Annotated in this window: 19 protein-coding genes and 1 pseudogene; 9 read left to right on the forward strand and 11 right to left on the reverse strand. The window is 59.7% G+C overall.

Annotated elements, in window-relative coordinates; all coding sequences use genetic code 11:
- Window positions 1-83 precede the first annotated feature (83 nt).
- Window positions 84-995, reverse strand: a complete 912-nt coding sequence (locus H8F23_RS23130) for a LysR family transcriptional regulator (RefSeq protein ID WP_194935898.1) — start codon at window positions 993-995, stop codon at window positions 84-86.
- Between the two features lie 124 nt (window positions 996-1,119).
- Here H8F23_RS23130 and H8F23_RS23135 point away from each other — a divergent pair, with 124 nt between their 5' ends.
- From H8F23_RS23135 to H8F23_RS23145, 3 genes are all read left to right on the forward strand, one after another.
- Window positions 1,120-1,395: a DUF2798 domain-containing protein gene (locus H8F23_RS23135; RefSeq protein WP_194935899.1), complete on the forward strand. Its 276-nt coding sequence runs from the start codon at window positions 1,120-1,122 to the stop codon at window positions 1,393-1,395.
- 215 nt (window positions 1,396-1,610) lie between these two features.
- On the forward strand, window positions 1,611-3,398 hold the full coding sequence (locus tag H8F23_RS23140) for a thiamine pyrophosphate-requiring protein (RefSeq protein ID WP_194935900.1): 1,788 nt from the start codon (window positions 1,611-1,613) through the stop codon (window positions 3,396-3,398).
- 77 nt (window positions 3,399-3,475) lie between these two features.
- A complete protein-coding gene (locus H8F23_RS23145; RefSeq protein ID WP_194935901.1) occupies window positions 3,476-4,192 on the forward strand; it encodes a DUF72 domain-containing protein in 717 nt (238 codons plus the stop codon).
- Between the two features lies 1 nt (window position 4,193).
- On the opposite strand, the pseudogene H8F23_RS23150 reads toward H8F23_RS23145, so the two are convergent.
- Window positions 4,194-4,682, reverse strand: a pseudogene (locus H8F23_RS23150) (manganese efflux pump MntP); the annotation flags it as partial.
- Window positions 4,683-4,697: 15 nt separating this feature from the next.
- Here H8F23_RS23150 and H8F23_RS23155 point away from each other — a divergent pair.
- Window positions 4,698-5,093 (forward strand): DUF1801 domain-containing protein, encoded by a 396-nt coding sequence (locus H8F23_RS23155; protein ID WP_194935902.1) that lies wholly within the window; start codon window positions 4,698-4,700, stop codon window positions 5,091-5,093.
- 292 nt (window positions 5,094-5,385) lie between these two features.
- Here the strand turns inward: H8F23_RS23155 and H8F23_RS23160 are convergent, their stop codons facing one another.
- A complete protein-coding gene (locus H8F23_RS23160; RefSeq protein WP_116255587.1) occupies window positions 5,386-5,604 on the reverse strand; it encodes a hypothetical protein in 219 nt (72 codons plus the stop codon).
- Between the two features lie 154 nt (window positions 5,605-5,758).
- Here H8F23_RS23160 and H8F23_RS23165 point away from each other — a divergent pair, with 154 nt between their 5' ends.
- A complete protein-coding gene (locus H8F23_RS23165; protein ID WP_194935903.1) occupies window positions 5,759-5,995 on the forward strand; it encodes a lysozyme inhibitor LprI family protein in 237 nt (78 codons plus the stop codon).
- Between the two features lie 91 nt (window positions 5,996-6,086).
- Here H8F23_RS23165 and H8F23_RS23170 read toward each other — a convergent pair whose 3' ends face one another.
- From H8F23_RS23170 to H8F23_RS23200, 7 genes are all read right to left on the reverse strand, one after another.
- On the reverse strand, window positions 6,087-7,766 hold the full coding sequence (locus tag H8F23_RS23170; RefSeq protein ID WP_194935904.1) for an MFS transporter: 1,680 nt from the start codon (window positions 7,764-7,766) through the stop codon (window positions 6,087-6,089).
- Between the two features lie 188 nt (window positions 7,767-7,954).
- Window positions 7,955-8,722, reverse strand: a complete 768-nt coding sequence (phnE, locus tag H8F23_RS23175) for a phosphonate ABC transporter, permease protein PhnE (protein WP_194935905.1) — start codon at window positions 8,720-8,722, stop codon at window positions 7,955-7,957.
- Window positions 8,719-9,543, reverse strand: coding sequence for a PhnE/PtxC family ABC transporter permease (locus H8F23_RS23180; protein WP_194935906.1), 825 nt, complete (start codon window positions 9,541-9,543; stop codon window positions 8,719-8,721). Before H8F23_RS23180 ends, phnE begins: the two co-directional genes overlap by 4 nt.
- On the reverse strand, window positions 9,537-10,334 hold the full coding sequence (locus H8F23_RS23185; RefSeq protein WP_194935907.1) for a phosphonate ABC transporter ATP-binding protein: 798 nt from the start codon (window positions 10,332-10,334) through the stop codon (window positions 9,537-9,539). Before H8F23_RS23185 ends, H8F23_RS23180 begins: the two co-directional genes overlap by 7 nt.
- Complete coding sequence (locus H8F23_RS23190; protein ID WP_194935908.1) at window positions 10,331-11,194, reverse strand: putative selenate ABC transporter substrate-binding protein; 864 nt, start codon at window positions 11,192-11,194, stop codon at window positions 10,331-10,333. Before H8F23_RS23190 ends, H8F23_RS23185 begins: the two co-directional genes overlap by 4 nt.
- Window positions 11,195-11,323: 129 nt before the next feature.
- Window positions 11,324-12,043 (reverse strand): SDR family NAD(P)-dependent oxidoreductase, encoded by a 720-nt coding sequence (locus tag H8F23_RS23195; protein ID WP_194935909.1) that lies wholly within the window; start codon window positions 12,041-12,043, stop codon window positions 11,324-11,326.
- 89 nt (window positions 12,044-12,132) lie between these two features.
- Window positions 12,133-12,525, reverse strand: a complete 393-nt coding sequence (locus H8F23_RS23200; protein WP_099758999.1) for a RidA family protein — start codon at window positions 12,523-12,525, stop codon at window positions 12,133-12,135.
- A 115-nt stretch (window positions 12,526-12,640) separates the two neighbouring features.
- Between H8F23_RS23200 and H8F23_RS23205 the strand changes: the two genes are divergently transcribed.
- Together H8F23_RS23205 and H8F23_RS23210 are read left to right on the forward strand one after the other, a co-directional pair.
- Window positions 12,641-13,534 carry a LysR family transcriptional regulator gene (locus H8F23_RS23205; protein WP_093433130.1) on the forward strand — a complete coding sequence of 298 codons (894 nt, stop codon included), beginning with the start codon at window positions 12,641-12,643 and terminating at the stop codon, window positions 13,532-13,534.
- Between the two features lie 124 nt (window positions 13,535-13,658).
- Entirely contained in the window at window positions 13,659-14,819 is a 1,161-nt protein-coding gene (locus H8F23_RS23210) for a radical SAM/SPASM domain-containing protein (protein WP_093433127.1), read from the forward strand.
- On the opposite strand, the gene H8F23_RS23215 is transcribed toward H8F23_RS23210, so the two are convergent.
- Entirely contained in the window at window positions 14,790-15,677 is an 888-nt protein-coding gene (locus tag H8F23_RS23215; protein WP_194935910.1) for a LysR substrate-binding domain-containing protein, read from the reverse strand. The two genes, H8F23_RS23210 and H8F23_RS23215, sit on opposite strands and share 30 nt — an antisense overlap.
- 111 nt (window positions 15,678-15,788) lie before the next feature.
- On the opposite strand from H8F23_RS23215, the gene H8F23_RS23220 reads away from it, so the two are divergent.
- Both H8F23_RS23220 and aguB read left to right on the forward strand, forming a co-directional pair.
- Window positions 15,789-16,841 carry an agmatine deiminase family protein gene (locus tag H8F23_RS23220; RefSeq protein ID WP_194935911.1) on the forward strand — a complete coding sequence of 351 codons (1,053 nt, stop codon included), beginning with the start codon at window positions 15,789-15,791 and terminating at the stop codon, window positions 16,839-16,841.
- Window positions 16,842-16,845: 4 nt separating this feature from the next.
- Window positions 16,846-17,754 (forward strand): N-carbamoylputrescine amidase, encoded by a 909-nt coding sequence (gene aguB / locus H8F23_RS23225; RefSeq protein ID WP_194935912.1) that lies wholly within the window; start codon window positions 16,846-16,848, stop codon window positions 17,752-17,754.

The raw sequence follows: 17,754 nt of genomic DNA on the forward strand, positions 1-17,754 counted from the left end.
TTATCTTCCGTGATGGGCCGATTGGGCGAGGTGGACTTTGCCCGATTTCGCGCGCTTCAGCGAGCCTCTTTGAACCCAGAATCTTAAACATTTTCCATCGGCCAGCGCGTGGCCAGATGCGCTGTCAGATAATCCAGAAAGGCTTTGACCTTCGGCGTCATCGCCGCACGTTCTTGCACGCAGGCGTAGATGTCCATTGGCTGGACGACGCTGTGTTCAAACAGCGGCACCAGTTGCCCACTCGCCAGGAAAGGCGCTGCAACAAACTCCGCCAGTCGTGTGATCCCGGCACCGTGAACCGCCATTTGCGCCAGTGCATCAATGTCATCACTGATGGCGGTGGCGTTGATATTGGCGTCGAAACGCTGGCCGTCGCGGATAAAACTCCAGCGCAGAAAACGCCCGTCCAGGGGATAACGAAAGGCCAGGCAGGCATGGTTTTGCAAATCATCCGGCGATTGCGGCCACCCGGCGCGCTGAAGATAGGCCGGCGCGGCGCACATGATGAAGGGCAGCGATACGATCTTGCGCGCGACGATACCGTCCTCCAGTTGCGGCTTGATCCGCAGGCTCAGATCGATGCCGTCCGGGATGTGGTTGATCTTGCCGTTGGTGGTCGACAGTTCGATGAGCAGGCGCGGGTGCAGTGCGCCGAAACCCGCAATCAGCGACGCCAGTACGTGGCGGCCGAAGGCAGATGTCGAGGCGATGCTCAGCCGGCCCTGCAACTCGGTTTTATCGCTGCTGATCGAGCTTTGCGCCGATTCCAGATCCGCCGCAATGCGGCGGACTTTCTCGAAATACACCGCGCCGTTTTCGGTCAGTGCCATGCTGCGCGTGGTGCGTTGCAACAGCCGTACACCGAGGTGCGCTTCCAGTCGATTAAGCGTCTGGCTGACCGCTGCCGCACTGACACCGAGGGTCTTGGCGGCGCCGACAATCGAGCCGGCTTCGACCACTTTGATAAAACTGGCAATCGCCGCTAACAGATTCATCCATCGTCCCGTTCAGGGTTGATTCGTAAGTTCTGCTTTATAAAGTACCTGCGACTGAGCGTCTAGTTGCGGCAGACCGGCTTTGCTAACGTGCGGTCTCCCTGTCAATGGATGGAAACGCCTTATGAATCAACCAACAAGCTCCGACGCCCTGATCCTTGGCCGACGCAAGCTGTCGCCGCGCGCCACGCCTTATGTGTTTGCGTTGTACATGGCGACGATCATGGCGTTCCTGATGTCGTTGGTGATCACCGCCGCCAATTCGGGCATTGATAACGACTACCTGAGTAATGCCTTGCACGCCTATAAGCTGGCGATGCCGGTGGCGTTCCTGTGCATCCTGGTCGTGCGGCCGATCGTGATCAAACTGGTCGCATGGACGGTGCATCCGCATCGTTGAAAGGCCCCGCCTCAGCAGTGGCTGTTCTGGCGCCTTCGCGAGCAGGCCTCATCACCGATCGACAGGTCTTGTAGGGGACTTAGAAGAACAAACAAGGATTGGCCTGAGGAAACCAATCGAAACTTCGCCAACAACCCAACTGTCCAGACCCTTACACCTCCCGGCGGATGTTCTGCCGGGGCAGCTCCATGCAGCGGAGAAAGACGAGGGTCGAGATGACGATGACAGTGGGAGATTTTCTGGTTGAGCGGCTCAGTGAATGGGGCGTTACGCGAATTTTTGGTTATCCGGGCGACGGCATTAACGGCGTGTTCGGCGCGCTCAGTCGGGCCAAGGGCAAAATCGAATTCGTTCAGGCGCGGCATGAAGAAATGGCCGCGTTCATGGCCTCGGCACACGCGAAGTTCACCGGCGAGCTGGGTGTGTGCATCGCTACGTCCGGCCCGGGCGCCTCGCACCTGATCACCGGCCTCTATGACGCGCGCATGGACCACATGCCGGTGCTCGCCATCGTCGGTCAACAGGCACGCACCGCATTGGGCAGCCACTATCAGCAAGAGCTGGATCTGGTGTCGATGTTCAAGGATGTCGCCGGGGCATTTGTACAGCAGGCGTCGGCGCCTTCGCAGGTGCGTCATCTGCTTGATCGCGCAGTGCGCACTGCGGTGGGCGAACGCCGGGTAACCGCGTTGATTCTGCCTAACGATTTGCAGGAGCTGAAGTACGAAGCTCCGGCGCGCGCCCATGGCACCGCGCATTCCGGGGTGGGTTACACGAAACCCAAAGTACTGCCTTATGACGAAGATCTGCAGCGTGCCGCCGATGTTTTGAATGCGGGAGAGAAGGTCGCCATTCTGGTTGGCGCCGGGGCATTGCAGGCGACCGATCAAGTCATCGCCGTGGCGGAAAAACTCGGTGCCGGCGTCGCCAAGGCGCTTCTGGGCAAAGCCGTGTTGCCTGACGATCTGCCTTGGGTCACCGGCAGCATCGGCCTGCTCGGCACTGAACCGAGCTACAAACTGATGAACGAATGCGACACTTTGCTGATGATCGGCTCGGGTTTTCCCTACTCGGAATTTCTGCCCAAGGAAGGTCAGGCGCGCGGTGTGCAGATCGATTTGCAGCCGGACATGCTCAGCCTGCGTTATCCGATGGAGGTCAACCTGGTCGGCGACTCGGCGGAAACCCTCGCCGCGTTATTGCCACTGCTCGAACAGAAAACCTCCAACAAGTGGCGCAAGAAAATCGAAGGTTGGCGCAGCAGTTGGGAGAAAACCCTCGAAAGACGCGCCATGGCCAAAGCCGACCCGGTCAACCCGCAGCGGGTGGTCTATGAGCTGTCGCCGCGCTTGCCCGATGAGGCCATCGTCACCAGCGACTCCGGCTCCTGCGCCAACTGGTTTGCCCGTGATCTGAAAATCCGCCGTGGCATGCAGTGCTCGTTGTCCGGTGGCCTGGCGTCCATGGGCGCCGCTGTGCCTTACGCGATTGCCGCGAAGTTTGCTTATCCCGAGCGTTCGGTCATTGCGTTGGTGGGCGATGGCGCGATGCAGATGAACAACATGGCTGAACTGATCACCGTCGCCAAATACTGGCGGCAGTGGGCGAGTCCGAAATGGATCTGCGCGGTGTTCAACAACGAGGATCTCAATCAGGTCACTTGGGAACAGCGGGTGATGGAGGGCGATCCGAAGTTCGAAGCGTCGCAAAGTATCCCGGACGTGCCTTACCACTTGTTCGCCATTTCCATTGGCCTGAAAGGCATCTTTGTTGATCGCGAAGAAGACGTCGCCGCTGCGTGGGAAAAGGCACTGGCCTCGGAAGTGCCAGTGGTGATCGAGTTCAAGACCGACCCGAACGTGCCGCCCTTGCCGCCGCACATCAAGCTTGAGCAGGCGAAGAAATTCGCCACGACGTTGCTCAAGGGCGATCCGGATGAAGCCGGGGTGATCGTGCAAACCGCCAAACAAGTACTCGGCGCCGTATTACCCGGGAAAAAATAACCGGTTAACGCACAGGTTTGATCGTTCCTACGCAGAGCGTAGGAACGATCAGGCAGGACAAACCCGGAGGTGTGCTTTTGATTTTCATCGGCTGTGCAGGCTGGAGTCTGGGACGCGAGCACTGGCCGGTATTTCCGGTAGAGGGCACGCATTTGCAGCGCTACGCCGCGCGACTCAATGGCGTGGAAATCAACAGCTCGTTCTACCGTCCGCATCGTCGGCAAACCTACGAGCGTTGGGCCGATGGCGTACCGGAGGACTTCCGTTTTTCGGTGAAAATGCCCAAACACATCACCCATGAATTACGCCTGGCAGGTTGCGAGGCGGCGCTGGACAGGTTTCTGGCTGAATGCGGCGGTCTGGGCGAACACTTGGGCTGCTTGCTGGTGCAGTTACCACCTTCGCTGGCGTTTGACGCCGCCAGCGCCGAAACCTTTTTCACGACATTGCGCGAGCGCTTCTCCGGCGCGGTGGTGCTTGAGCCAAGGCATGAATCGTGGGTCAGCGCTGAGTCGATGTTAATGACTCATCAGATCGCACAAGCAGCAGTCGATCCTTCGCGCATCCGCCGTGATGTTTCGCCAGCCGGTTGGACGGGAACCCAGTATTGGCGCCTGCACGGCTCACCACGCATTTACCACAGCGCCTACGATTCCACTTATCTGCTAAACCTCGCACAAGCTCTGCAATCAGCGGCCGCAGCAAGTGCTGCGACCTGGTGCATATTCGACAACACCGCCGGCGGCGCGGCATTGGGCAATGCCTTGGCGCTGGCGACGCTGACCTCCGCTTGAATCAGACCGACAGGTGCTCATACAGAATTGTCGCACCGACAATCATCAACACCACGCCCCCGACGATTTCCGCACGCTTGCCAACCACAGCACCGAGCACTCGGCCGAGCATCACGCCAATAGTCACCATGGTCATGGTCGCCAGACCGATCGCCGCTGCCGCGATCCAGATGTTCACGTCGACAAACGCCAGGCCGACGCCGACCGCGAGGGCATCGATGCTGGTGGCAAACGCGGTAACGGCGAGAATCAGGAAGGAGTGCGAACCGGGTTTTTCTTCCTCTTCTTCTTCGTGTTTCAGACCGTTGTAGATCATGTGCAGGCCGAGAACCAGCAGCAGGGTGAAGGCGATCCAGTGGTCCCATTCAGCCACCCAGCGAGTCGCTGCCTGGCCGATCAACCAGCCGATGATAGGCGTGATGGCTTCGATCACGCCGAAGATCAAACCGGTGCGCAGGGCTTCGGTGAGGCGTGGTTTGTGCAGGCTGGAGTCGAGAATCCTGCGATGAATAAAACCGAGGGCACCGAATCCGCTTCCGTTCTGATTGATCAACGCATCGCCGAGCTGGGTGACTGGCGCAGTGAAACGCTGGCGCAGATCCGCGCGATCATGCACAAGGCTGATCCCGAAGTGGTTGAGGAATGGAAGTGGCGGGGTGTGCCGACGTGGTCGCACAATGGAATTATCAGCACCGGCGAGACGTACAAGGCTGCGGTGAAAATGACCTTCGCCAAGGGTGCGTCACTGGACGATCCGGCGGGGTTGTTCAATGCCAGTCTTGAGGGCAATACGCGACGGGCGATTGATTTCCACGAGGGTGACCGGATTGATGAGAAAGCGTTGATTGCGCTGATTCGGGCGGCCGTGAAACTCAATATGGCGAAGAAGCCCTCACCCTAGCCCTCTCCCAGGGGGAGAGGGGACTGACCGGGGTGTTCATGCAAGTTACGCCGACTTGAAATACCGGGGTGAACTGAAGATTCAAAAAGCACACAGATCGGCTCCCATTCCCCCTCTCCCGGACGGTGGGGGAACTGACCGGGGTGTTCATGCAAGTTAGCGATGTGCAATTGCGCGTCGAACTCAGATCGTGAAAAGCACACAAAACGGCTCCCTTTCCCCCTCGCCCCCTTGGGGGAGAGGGCTGGGGTTGGGGTAGATCCCGTAGATTTTTGCGATCGCCTGCAAAACACTAATTACCATCAGCCACTTTGCGCTCTATCTCATCGATCTTGCGCTGTAGCGTCTCGGCGTCCTGTTCCTTCACGCGGGTGGATGAAGGCGTGATCACCTCGTCCACGGCTTCGGTGTCGTCGTCCCGGTCTTCAAGATCGCGCTCGACCACATTCACCGGTTTACCGGAGGTGTCGGTGGGCGGGGCGTTCGGGGTTTTGCTGTCATCGCTATTCATGGTGCTGACCTCCAGTGATGTAAACATTGGAGGTGACGTTGCGGTGGGCGTTCGATATTTTTGCGGGGCGCCGGGATGAGCGGTGCGCAGAAACTTATACGCCATACGATGGCCCAAACCGATTCAATCCACGACTGTCCGGATACCTGACGCCATGTCCTCGAAAAACCTCTTTCCAGCTGTGCTCGGTGTGTCTGTTTTGATGATCGGCGGGGCCAGCCACGCGGCCAGCTTCGACTGCGAGCGCGCCAAGGCCGCCGACGAAAAAGCGGTGTGTGCCCATCGCGCGCTTAACGATATGGACGTGAGCATGGCGCTGCTCTACAAGCTCGACCGGCGTTTTCTGCCCATGGGCGGGCGTGACGCTCTGAGCTCGCTGACTCCCTTGTAGGAGCTGCCGCTGGCTGCGATCTATTGATCTTGATATTCAAAAAAAGATCAAAAGATCGCAGCCTTTGGCAGCTCCTGCACGGTAATCAGTGTCAGTCCTTGAGAATGTCGCGATCCTTGGTTTCCGGCAGGAAGAATGTGCCGAGTACCGCCGTCATCACCGCGATCACGATCGGATACCACAAGCCGTAGTAGATATCCCCGGTCGCGGCGACCATGGCAAACGCCACCGTCGGCAGGAAGCCACCAAACCAGCCGTTACCGATGTGATACGGCAACGACATCGAGGTGTAGCGGATGCGGGTCGGGAACAGTTCGACCAGCCACGCCGCGATCGGGCCGTAGACCATGGTCACGTAGATCACCAGCACGGTCAGCAGGAGCAGCACCATCGGGTAATTGGTTTTCGCCGGGTCGGCTTTCTCCGGATAACCGGCCTCCTTGAGCGCGGTGCCGAGGGTTGCAGTAAACGCATCGTTACGCGTCTTGAAGTCGGCGGCCGGCAGGGCGCTGCCTTCGAAACTTTCGACCACTTTGTCGCCGATGCGCACTTGCGCGACGGTGCCCGGCTCGGCAATCACGTTCTCATACGGGATCGCCCGTTTTGCCAGCAGGGTCTTCGCCAGGTCGCAGGAACTGGTGAATTTGGCCTTGCCGACCGGGTCGAACTGGAACGAGCACTGCTCAGGGTTGGCGATCACTTTGACCGGATTCTTCTCCTGGGCGATAAACACATCAGGGTTACCGTACTGGGTCAGCGCGTGGAAGATCGGGAAGTAGGTCAACGCGGCCAGAATGCACCCAGCCATGATGATCGGCTTGCGCCCGATCCGGTCGGAGAGGCTGCCGAAAATCACGAAGAACGGCGTGCCGATCAGCAGCGAACCGGCGATCAACAGGTTGGCGGTCTGCGGGTCGATCTTCAGCGTCTGCAGCAGGAAGAACAACGCGTAGAACTGCCCGGTGTACCAGACCACCGCTTGCCCGGCCGTGCCGCCAAGCAATGACATGATCACCACTTTGAGGTTGTCCCAGCGCGCGAAGGATTCGGTCAGCGGCGCTTTCGACGCCTTGCCTTCAGCTTTCATTTTCTGGAACACCGGTGACTCGCTCAACTGCAAGCGGATGTACACCGAGACGATCAGCAGCAGGATCGACAGCAGAAACGGAATCCGCCAGCCCCACGCTTCGAAGGCTTCAGTGCCCAGCGCCGTACGGCAGGCGAGGATCACCAGCAGCGACAGAAACAGGCCGAGGGTCGCGGTGGTTTGAATCCACGAGGTAAAGAAGCCGCGCTTGTTGCGCGGCGCGTGTTCGGCCACGTAGGTCGCGGCGCCGCCATACTCGCCGCCCAACGCCAGGCCTTGGAGCAAGCGCAGAGTGATGAGGATGACCGGCGCGGCAACACCAATGGTCGCGTAGCCGGGCAACAAGCCGACAATCGCCGTCGATACGCCCATGATCACGATGGTGATCAGGAACGTGTGCTTGCGCCCGATCATGTCGCCGAGGCGGCCGAACACAATGGCACCGAACGGCCGCACGGCAAACCCGGCGGCGAAGGCGAGCAGGGCGAAGATAAACGCAGTGGTTTCGTTGACACCGGCAAAGAAATGCTTGGCGATGATCGCCGCCAGTGAACCGTAGAGATAAAAGTCGTACCACTCGAAAACCGTGCCAAGGGACGAAGCGAAGATGACCTTGCGCTCTTCCTTGGTGATGCCGCCGCTGCGCGGTGGACTGCCGGTGGACGTTGTGTAGGTTGTGGCCATGGGTGTTCTCCGTCGTGCTTATTGTTGTAGGCCGGAGTCCCCCGTTATTGCTCGTCTCACTCTGGCCTTGTGGCATATGCCGGAAGCGCTGTTGCGGGAAGCTTGCACAGTGCCGCCATCGCGCAAATGTGCAAGCTTTCCTGAAGCATAATCAGCTTCTGCCAGATATCCACTCGCCAGCCTGCGTACTAGGCCTTGACCCAGCGCTGGCGGCTCCACGCACTCAACCAGTCGACCACAAACACCAGCACCAGCATCGCCAGAATCACCGTGCTGGCTTGCGCTTCCTGAAACAGGCTGAGGCTCACATAAAGCATCTGCCCCAATCCGCCAGCGCCGACAAAGCCGAGCACGCTGGCCATGCGGATGTTGTTTTCCCAGCGGTACAGAACATAGGCGAGCAGTTGCGGCGCAAGGTTCGGCAGGGTGCCGTAGCAAAAGGCGAGGAGCGGATTGCCGCCCTGTAAACGAATGGCTTCGGCCGGTTGCGGTGGCGTGTTTTCCAAGGCTTCGGCGAACAAGCGACCGAGCACCCCAGTGGTGTGCAAGGCGAGGGCGAGGGTGCCGGCGTTCGGGCCGAGGCCGGCGGCGAGCACCATCAGCGCGGCCCAGACCAGTTCCGGAATCGCCCGCAAGGCATTGAGCAGCAGGCGCGAGGCGCTTTGCAGCGGCCAGCCGAACCGTCCGGCGGCGGGCAGGGCGAGAACGATGCCGAACACGGCAGCGAGCAGGGTGCCGAGGGCCGACATCGCCAGAGTTTCCATCGAACCGTGCAAGATGGCTTTCAGGTAATCCGCGCTCAAGTCCGGGCTGAGAAAACGCTGCACATACGCGCCCATCTGCTTGAGGCTGGTGGCGCTGCCCACTTCGCCCAGATCCAGTCCCAGATAAGAGAAGGACGCGATGACAGCCAGCGCGATGCCGGCGATCAGCAGCAAGTTGATCAGACGATTCATGTCAGCCTCCAGCGCAGCAAGCGGCTGAGTTGGTCGGCGGCCAATACCAACACCAGGAAGCACAGCAGGATACTGGCGACCTCACCGCCGGCGAACATGCGGATCGACAGGTCGATCTGCTGACCCAGGCCGCCGGCGCCGACAAACCCCATCACCACTGACGCGCGGATCGCGCATTCCCAGCGATAGACCGTGTACGAGAGCAGTTCTGACCCGACGTTGGGCAACGTGCCGTAAGCAAACGCCGCCAGACGGCCGCTGCCAGCCTGCAACAGTGCGTGCGCCGGACGCTGATCGGTCGATTCAAAAATCTCCGCATAGACCTTGCCGAGCATGCCGCTGTAGGTAATGGCGATGGCCAGCACACCGGCCGCCGGCCCCAACCCTACGGCGCGCACAAACAGCAGCGCCCAGACGATTTCCGGCACGCTGCGCAGGAAAATCAACAGTCCGCGCACCGGCCAGCGCAACAGACGCCCCAGTCGGCTCGGCACGCCACCGCGTGACGCGGCAGACAGCGACAGCGCACGACTGGCGACCAGGCCCGCCGGTATCGCCAACACCAGCGCCAAAGCCATGCCGGCGGTGGCGATGGCCAGAGTTTGCAGGGTGGCTTTGAACAGTAACTGCAGAAACGCTTCGTCGTGCGCCGGTGGCCAGAATTGCGCGACAAAACGGCCCATTTCATTCTGGCTGTCGGGCAGCAACACGCCCAGATTCAGCTCGCTGAGCTGAATGCCCGGCCACAGCAAAGCAATCGCCAGCAACGTCAGCAGCAGACGCGGCCATGCAGCGGGATCGCGTGAATCGCCTTTCAGCATCGTGGAATCTGCACAGTCAGAGGCGCCACCGCAGCGGTCGGTGATTGCAGTTTTTCATTGGCGTAAAGCGCGTCGAGCATTTGCGGGGTGACGCGATCAGAAGGGCTGTCGAACAGAATCTGCCCGTCGCGCAGACCGATGATTCGCGGGAAGTGCGACAGCGCCAGATCCACCGCATGCAGGCTCGCCACCAGCGTTACGTTATGTTCGCGAGCATGCCGCGAGAGGATCGACAGCGTGTGCCCGGCCATGACCGGGTCCATGGCTGACACCGGTTCGTCGGCCAAGAGGATTTCCGGCGCCTGATACAACACGCGGGCGATACCGACGCGTTGCAACTGGCCGCCAGACAATTGCTGGCAATGCGCAAATAATTTGTCGCCCAGGTCCAGTCGCGCCAACGCCGCGCGCGCACCGGCCACATCCAGCGGATGCAACAAATTCAAAAGACTTTTACCCAGACTCCATTGGCCGAGCTTGCCGGCCAGCACCGCCGTCACCACACGCTGACGCGGTGGCAGTGGCGGCGCCTGATGCACCAGACCGATTCGCGCGCGTAGACGCTGACGCAGGCGGGCGGACAAGTGCCAGGCGCGTTCGCCGAGCACTTCAATCTCGCCACTGCTGGGCCGCAGGGCGGTGGCCAGCAGGTTGAGCAAACTCGACTTACCGGCCCCGGACGGGCCAATGATGGCGACCTGTTCACCAACGCCAATCTGCAAGTCGACACCGCGCAGGGCGTCGACTCCATTGGCGTGGCGAAGGCTGCCTTGTTTGAGGCGTAGGGTCATTTCAGCAGTTCGGCGGCGCGGGCGGCTTCCTCGATGCCCTTGTAGTTCTCGGGCTTGGTGTCGATGAAGCGGCTGGCTGCTTGCAGATCAAGAATCTTCTTCTGCTCAGGGTTGGCCGGGTCCAGATCAAGGAAGGCTTTTTTGATCTTCGCGGCCAGTGTCGGGTCGAGGGTGCCGCGAACGGTCCAGTTGTAATCGAAATAGGTCGGGGTGGTGGCGAAGACTTTGACCTTGTTGGTGTCGACCTTGCCGGCGTCGACCAGTTTCTGCCAGACACTGGCGTTCAGCACACCGGCGTCAACCTTGCCAGCCTGCACCCAGGCCACGGTGGCGTCGTGGGCGCCGGAGTAGGCGACACGGCTGAAATAGCCCTCAGGCTTGATGTTGTCGTTTTTCAGCATGAAGTAACGCGGCATCAGGCTGCCGGAAGTCGACGACACCGAACCGAAAGCGAAGGTCTTGCCCTTCAGGTCGGCGAGGCTATGTACATTGGGGTCAGCGGTGATGAATTTGCTGGTGAACTGCGCATCCTGTTCGCGCTGCACCAACGGAATGACTGGCGTGGTTGCGTCGGTCTTCAAGCGCGCCTGCACGAACGTGAAACCGCCGAGCCAGGCCATGTCGAGGCGATCGGTCGCGAGCGCTTCAACCACTGCCGGGTAGTCGGCCACCGGCACGAACTGCACCTTCATGCCCAGTTGCTGTTCCAGATAAGCGCCCAGCGGTTCGAACTTGCGTAGCAGTTCGGTCGGCGCTTCATCGGGAATCGCGCTGACCCGCAAAACGTCAGCGGCGTGCACCATCAAGGTAGAAAACGACAGGGCCAGGCCGGCGGTCAGTGCCAGTGTTCGTTTGAGCATGGAATTCTCCGTTTCGTGAGCGTCAAAAAGTGTGAAGAGCTGAACCAGCGCGCTACGTGAGGGTAGCCGAATCGGCGAGGTTATACGTATTCGCACGCGTAAAGGCCAGCGCCATCAGGGCAGGAACGGTCAAAAGCGTTCATCGAGTATTGCCGGCAGGGTGAGTTCCTTGACGTAGCTGGCCGAAGACAGACTCAGAATCATGCGCACCACCTGAACGACATCGTGAACTGGAATCAGCTGACCCTCGCCACGCTGCGCAGCCAGATCTCGCGGCGTGCTCAGCCGATCCTCGGTGTTGAGATACCCCAGATTCAGGCAAGTCACCGCCAGACGCTGCTGTCGGTAGCCTTCGCGCAGCGTATCGGCAATCCCGCGCAGGGCGAATTTGGAGGCGCCGAAGGCGACTTCCGGACGCCCGCTTTGTGGCAGGCCCGAGGTTGATCCGGTGAGGATGATTCTGGGATGGGGGCTTTTCAGCAAAAGGGGAAGCAGGCGTTTGATCAACAGGATTGTTGCGCTGATGTTGCAACTGACGATGGCTTGCAATTCTTCGTCCGGACTGTCGAGAAAGTCATAGGCTGGATCGAAAGCCGACTCTTCCCAGATGCCGAGGTTATAGATCAGCGTATCCAGCCCATCGTCGACGACCGCATGCTCGATGGCGTGCGCGGCTTTGGCCGGGTTCATCAGATCGGTTTCCACCCAGCGTACTGGATGCTCTGCCTTGCACACCAAACCTTCGGGACGCGTGCGGGACACACCAATCAGCGTGTCTCCCGCGTTACCCAAACCTTCGATAAAAGCTCGGCCCAAGCCTTTACTGGCACCCACCACCAAAATGTTCATCGATCCTCTCCCTGATCTGAATGCTGATGTGGGGCAGCATGCAAACAGACGACCTCTGAAATGGCAAACGAATGGGTGTGTCCGGATATTTACGGCAACCTGGCAATCACCTTGATCTCGAAATCAAACCCATACAGCCAGGTCACACCAACCGCCGTCACCGTCGGATGCGGCGCCTCGCCCCAGAACTCGGTCAGCACCACATTCCAGATCGTCTCGAATTTCGACTGGGGATCAACGATGAATACGGTGACATCCACCACGTCATCGAAGCTGGCACCGGCTTCTTCAAGGATTGCATTGAGGTTAGTGAACGCCTGACGCACCTGGTTCTTCAGGTCTGGCTCTGGCGTGCCGTCCTCGGTGCTGCCGACCTGTCCCGAGACAAACAGAAAACCGTTGGAGCGAATGGCGGGCGAGTAACGGTGGCGTTCGTAAAGCGTGCGGCGTGCGGATGGAAAAACAACATCGCGCTGAGTCATGGAAGTGTCTCCTTCATTTGAGTTGATGGAGCCACTGTAGGTATTTGCAGGCCAGCGATAAACGCGCAAGCTTGGCGTTCACTGTTTGTGAAATCCAAACAATCGAGGGCACACCTTGGACCGTTTTGACGCAATGCAGGCCTTCGCCCGAGTGGTCGAGGCGGGGAGTTTCACCAAAGCGGCGGAAACCTTGCACATGAGCAAGACCACCGTGACCCAACTGGTTCAGCAACTGGAGGCGCGCCTGCGGGTCAAGTTGCTCAATCGCACCACGCGCAAGGTCAATGTCACCGCCGATGGCGCGGCGTATTACCAACGCGTGATCCGCTTGCTCGCCGACCTCGATGATGCCGAAACCAGCCTGCCCGGCGCGGCGGCATCACCTTCGGGCCGGCTGCGAGTGGACGTCCCGAGTCCGCTCGCACGGTTGATTCTGGTGCCGGCGCTGCCTGAGTTTCACGCGCGTTATCCGGATATCCAGATCGACATGGGCGTCAGTGACCGTATTGTCGACATCATTGATGAGAACGTCGATTGCGTGGTGCGCGGCGGCGAACTCATGGACCTGTCGCTGATGGCACGCAAGGTCGCCGATCTGCAGTTGGGAGTGTTTGCCGCACCGCAATACCTGGCGCGCGCGGGCATTCCCGCGCACCCGAGAGACCTGGAAGACAGCCACCATCGCGTGGTCGGTTTTCTCTGGGCACGCACCGGCAAACCGGTGCCATATGCCTTGCACAACGCCACTGAAAACCTGCAGATCAAGGGACGGCACGTATTGGCAGTCGATGACGGCAACGCCTACCTCGCGGCAGGCCTGGCGGGCATGGGCGTGCTGTGGCTGCCCAAGTACATGTCTGCCGCCCATCAAGCGCGTGGCGAGCTGGTGCCGCTGTTCGAAGACTGGAAACTCGCGCCGATGCCGCTTTACATTGCTTATCCGCCGAACCGGCATGTCAGCCTGAAATTGCGCGTGTTTATCGATTGGGTCGTTGAGTTAATGGCGTAGAAGCATTGTGGTGCAGTTATTGCTAGCCGGTGTGCCAGTGCCGTCAAAAAACCAACACAATCAGGCGACTTGAAAGACTGCAGTGATGAGATGCGTGGCTTTCAAGTCAAGGAGCTTCACCCGCATGAATATGTACATCGATATCGTCGGTGCGTGCAATCTGAGCTGCCCGTCTTGCCCAATGGGCAACTCGGAAAATCTCAATTTCAAAAAAGCCATGCAGCTCGACATGTTCAAGCAGATTGTCGACAAGGCCAAGACAGAGGGCGTCGACACGATCTACCTCTATAACTGGACCGAGCCGCTGATTCATCCAAAAATTGGCGAATTTATCGAGATCATTAACGCTGCCGGTATGGGCAGCGGTATCAGCACCAACCTTAATCTCGCCAAGAATATGGAAAAGGCCCTGATGGCCGAGCCGAGTTACTTCCGTATTTCGCTCTCGGGTTTTTACCAGGAGACCTACGAAAAGGGCCATGTCGGCGGCGATATCGAAGTTGTAAAACAAAACATGATCGCCCTGCAGGAGATCAAACAGCGCTTGGGTCTGAGGACCCGTGTAGATGTTTACTATCACCGCTACCTGGATAACATCGAAGAAGAATCACTGATGCGCGCGTTCAGTGAGCGTCTTGGCTTCATCTTCACCACCGGGTATTCGGTGATGATGCCGCTGGAGAAGACACTGGCCATTGTCGAGCGTGACCCGTCTGTCACGGCTACGGACATTGACACCCTGAAACGCCTCGCATTGCCGCCGTACGACGATCTCGTCAACGTCATCCAGCAATTTCCCAAGATGGCGTGCACGCTCAAGGATGACTGGCTGGTCATCGACTGCAATGGCAACACGGTGCTTTGCTGCACGATCTTCAATCAGACCGAGTATCAGGTTGGCAAGTACCTCGACATGCCGCTTGAAGAACTGACGCGGCGTAAATCGACGCAGAAAAACTGTGTCGACATGTGCGACCGCTGCGCCAATAAAGGCCTGCATATCTACTCGATGCATCCCAATCAGGGTGTGCTGGAGCGGCACGCGGTGAATCGCATCATCGATTTCGAGCACTTCGCCAGCCAAGGTCTCACGGTGGACAGCGAGCGTCTCGGGCGTGCGGGCGAAGTCAGCGCAGAAAACTTTGATGAAGCCCAGTACCTTCGATTGAATGACGATGTCAGGATCGCGATTTCCCAGGGATCGTTCTCCAGCGGCTATCAGCACTACGTGCTGTGCGGGCGTCTCGAGGGACGTTTAGGCGCCGGGGTTTTCTCGGCCGTTTGAGCCAAGGCTCAGGTTGGCGGATAACCAATCGATAAAAGACCTGGCCATGGGGTCATTTTCACTGTCGCGGTGGGTCAGCAGTGCCCAGTTTGGCCCGCGAATAGTCGCCTCGACCAGCGGTTGCAACAAGCCGTCAGCGCGCGCCTGACGGCTTAGCAACTGACTCACCAGCGCAATCCCAAGCCCCGCGCAAGCCGCGTCCAGTAGCAGCCCCGGGTCGGAAAAATTCAACCCCTGAGCCTGCTGGCCGACATCGATACCGGCCTCGACCGCCCAATGGCTCCAGTCCATTTCCCGCTCGCCATGCAAGGTGCTGCGTTGCGCTGCCGGCGTGTTCAGCAGGCGCGGATGGCACGCCGGATAAAGTCGATCGCTTTGCAGCACTTTGAAACTGCACTCAGCCTGCGCGCTGATATCGTCGCGAATCGCGATGTCGATGGTCTGCGTGGCCATATCCGGCACCTCGTCGGTACTGTAGATCCACAGATCCACGTCGGGATGCTGATCGCGAAAGTCCGCCAATCTTGGCAACAACCAATGCCGGGCAAACGCCGGCGTCGTGTTGAGCACCAGTTGATTGGGTTTCTGATACTGCCCCAGGCGCCGAATCCCCACTGCCAATTGCTGCAACATCGCTTGCGTGGTGCTGAGCAAATCGTGCCCGGCATCGGTTAACGCGACGCTGCGACCGCTGCGAAAAAACAACGGCTGCTCAAGGTAAGCCTCAAGGCTGCGAATCTGCTGACTGATCGCCGATTGAGTGAGGTTCAACTCGTCGGCAGCCTTGTGAAAACTGCCCAGCCGGGCGGCGGCTTCAAAGCCGCGCAGGGAGCTGAGCGGCGGCCAGTGCTTGAGCATATCGATAAGTTCCTCTAATCAGTTGTGCGCTAAATCCATCGTTTGTTTGCCTGTTTTCGCGTCCGTAGCATTGGCGGCGTGAACACATTGGCTTAACTAACGAGGCTTATCATGCAGCACAACGATAATAAAAACAGCGTCTGGATGATGCCGGCAGAGTGGGCTACCCACGCCGCAACGTGGATGGTCTGGCCGCACAACAAAGCGCTGTGGGAGTCGGGCTGGGGTGTGACCCTGGCGCAAGTGCAGGAAGATTTTGCGCGCGTGGCCAACGCCATCGCCCGCTTCGAACCGGTGAAACTGGTGGTCGATCCGTCCGCCGTCGCCAGCGCCAAGGCATTGTGCGGGCCGAACATCGAGCTGATTGCGCTGGCCGTGAATGACAGCTGGTGCCGCGACTCAGGCCCGACCTTTGTTTGCCATCCGCAGCAAGGCCTGGCCGGTGTCAGCTGGCGCTTCAACGCCTGGGGTGGCAAGTCGGCGCATGAACTGGATGAAAGCCTGGCTCGCCGTGCGCTCAATCACCTTGGCCTGGAATGCTTCGGCACGCCGCTGAGTAATGAAGGCGGGGCGATTCATGTCGACGGCGAAGGCACGCTGATCACCACTGAATCGGTGCTGCTCAACCCCAATCGCAACCCCGGCATTGGCAAAGCGGAGATGGAAGAGATCTTCAGCCGTTTGCTCGGCGTCAAGAAAACCATTTGGCTGCCGGGCGATCCGGATTACGTCACCGGCGACATGACCGATGGCCACGTCGATGGCGTCTGCGCCTTTGCCCGGCCTGGCGTCTTGTTGGTTGACGCAACCCACGACAAGTCGTCGGTATACGCCGAAGTGGCGCGGGAAAATCGCCGTGCACTGGAACTGGCGACCGACGCGCAGGGACGTAAATTCGAGCTGATCGAATTGTTCGAGGCCACCGACGCGGTCGACACCGACGCCGAAGTGTTCTGTGCCTCGTACACCAATTTCTACATCGCCAATAGCGCGATCATCATGCCGGCCTACGGTATCGAGGCGGATCACGTCGCCGCCAAAGTATTGGAGCAAACCTTCCCCGGCCGCGAAGTGGTGCCGGTGCGGATCAATCATCTGGCCCATGGTGGCGGCGGCGTGCACTGCATCACGCAACAGCAGCCGGCCTGGCCAGTGAGGGGTTGAAACCATGACAACGCTGACCCTCGCCACCACCCAGATGCCGTGCACCTGGGATTTACCGAGCAACCTTGATCGCGCCGAGCAGCTAGTGCGCGACGCGGCGAAGCAGGGCGCGCACGTGATCCTGTTGCAGGAGCTGTTCGCCACGCCGTATTTCTGCATCGAACAAAGCCACCAACACATGGCCCTGGCCGAGGAGTATCGCGACAGCCATGTGCTCGCGCGCTTCGCCGCACTGGCCCGCGAGTTGGGCGTGGTATTGCCGCTGAGCTGGTTCGAAAAGGCCGGCAACGCCTACTTCAACTCGCTGAGCGTGGCCGATGCCGACGGGCGCTTGCTGGGTGTGTATCGCAAGACCCATATCCCCAACGCCATCGGCTATCAGGAGAAGGAGTATTTCAGCCCCGGCGACACCGGTTTCAAAGTCTGGGACACCGCGTTTGGCCGCCTAGGCGTCGGGATCTGCTGGGATCAGTGGTTCCCCGAGACCGCCCGCTGCCTGGCGTTGATGGGCGCCGAAGTACTTCTGTATCCAACTGCGATCGGCTCCGAGCCGGGCTGCGCGGCGCTGGATTCCCGCGACCATTGGCAGATGACCATGCGCGGCCACGCTGCTGCCAATCTGCTGCCGGTGGTGGCGGCGAACCGGGTCGGGCGAGAGGTCGCGACTACCGATCCGAGCCTGCAAATGAGCTTCTATGGCTCGTCGTTCATCAGCGATCACAAGGGCCAATTGCTCGCCAGCGCTGACCGCGACAGCACTGGCGTGTTGCTGCACTGCGTCGATCTGGCGGCGATGCGCGAAGAGCGTTTGAGCTGGGGCATCTACCGCGATCGTCGTCCGGACATGTACGGGCCGCTTCTCAGTCAGGACGGTCGCCAACTTCACGCACGCTGGAACACTCAAGGGGTTTGA

This window comes from Pseudomonas neuropathica (assembly GCF_015461835.1).
GTDB lineage: Bacteria > Pseudomonadota > Gammaproteobacteria > Pseudomonadales > Pseudomonadaceae > Aquipseudomonas > Aquipseudomonas neuropathica.

Coding starts and splice junctions, on each gene's coding strand:
- H8F23_RS23130 (WP_194935898.1), bottom strand. CDS start 995: ATGAATCTGTTAGCGGCGATTGCCAGTTTTATCAAAGTGGTCGAAGCC.
- H8F23_RS23135 (WP_194935899.1), top strand. CDS start 1,120: ATGAATCAACCAACAAGCTCCGACGCCCTGATCCTTGGCCGACGCAAG.
- H8F23_RS23140 (WP_194935900.1), top strand. CDS start 1,611: ATGACGATGACAGTGGGAGATTTTCTGGTTGAGCGGCTCAGTGAATGG.
- H8F23_RS23155 (WP_194935902.1), top strand. CDS start 4,698: ATGAATAAAACCGAGGGCACCGAATCCGCTTCCGTTCTGATTGATCAA.
- H8F23_RS23160 (WP_116255587.1), bottom strand. CDS start 5,604: ATGAATAGCGATGACAGCAAAACCCCGAACGCCCCGCCCACCGACACC.
- H8F23_RS23165 (WP_194935903.1), top strand. CDS start 5,759: ATGTCCTCGAAAAACCTCTTTCCAGCTGTGCTCGGTGTGTCTGTTTTG.
- H8F23_RS23170 (WP_194935904.1), bottom strand. CDS start 7,766: ATGGCCACAACCTACACAACGTCCACCGGCAGTCCACCGCGCAGCGGC.
- phnE (WP_194935905.1), bottom strand. CDS start 8,722: ATGAATCGTCTGATCAACTTGCTGCTGATCGCCGGCATCGCGCTGGCT.
- H8F23_RS23180 (WP_194935906.1), bottom strand. CDS start 9,543: ATGCTGAAAGGCGATTCACGCGATCCCGCTGCATGGCCGCGTCTGCTG.
- H8F23_RS23185 (WP_194935907.1), bottom strand. CDS start 10,334: ATGACCCTACGCCTCAAACAAGGCAGCCTTCGCCACGCCAATGGAGTC.
- H8F23_RS23190 (WP_194935908.1), bottom strand. CDS start 11,194: ATGCTCAAACGAACACTGGCACTGACCGCCGGCCTGGCCCTGTCGTTT.
- H8F23_RS23195 (WP_194935909.1), bottom strand. CDS start 12,043: ATGAACATTTTGGTGGTGGGTGCCAGTAAAGGCTTGGGCCGAGCTTTT.
- H8F23_RS23200 (WP_099758999.1), bottom strand. CDS start 12,525: ATGACTCAGCGCGATGTTGTTTTTCCATCCGCACGCCGCACGCTTTAC.
- H8F23_RS23210 (WP_093433127.1), top strand. CDS start 13,659: ATGAATATGTACATCGATATCGTCGGTGCGTGCAATCTGAGCTGCCCG.
- H8F23_RS23215 (WP_194935910.1), bottom strand. CDS start 15,677: ATGCTCAAGCACTGGCCGCCGCTCAGCTCCCTGCGCGGCTTTGAAGCC.
- H8F23_RS23220 (WP_194935911.1), top strand. CDS start 15,789: ATGCAGCACAACGATAATAAAAACAGCGTCTGGATGATGCCGGCAGAG.
- aguB (WP_194935912.1), top strand. CDS start 16,846: ATGACAACGCTGACCCTCGCCACCACCCAGATGCCGTGCACCTGGGAT.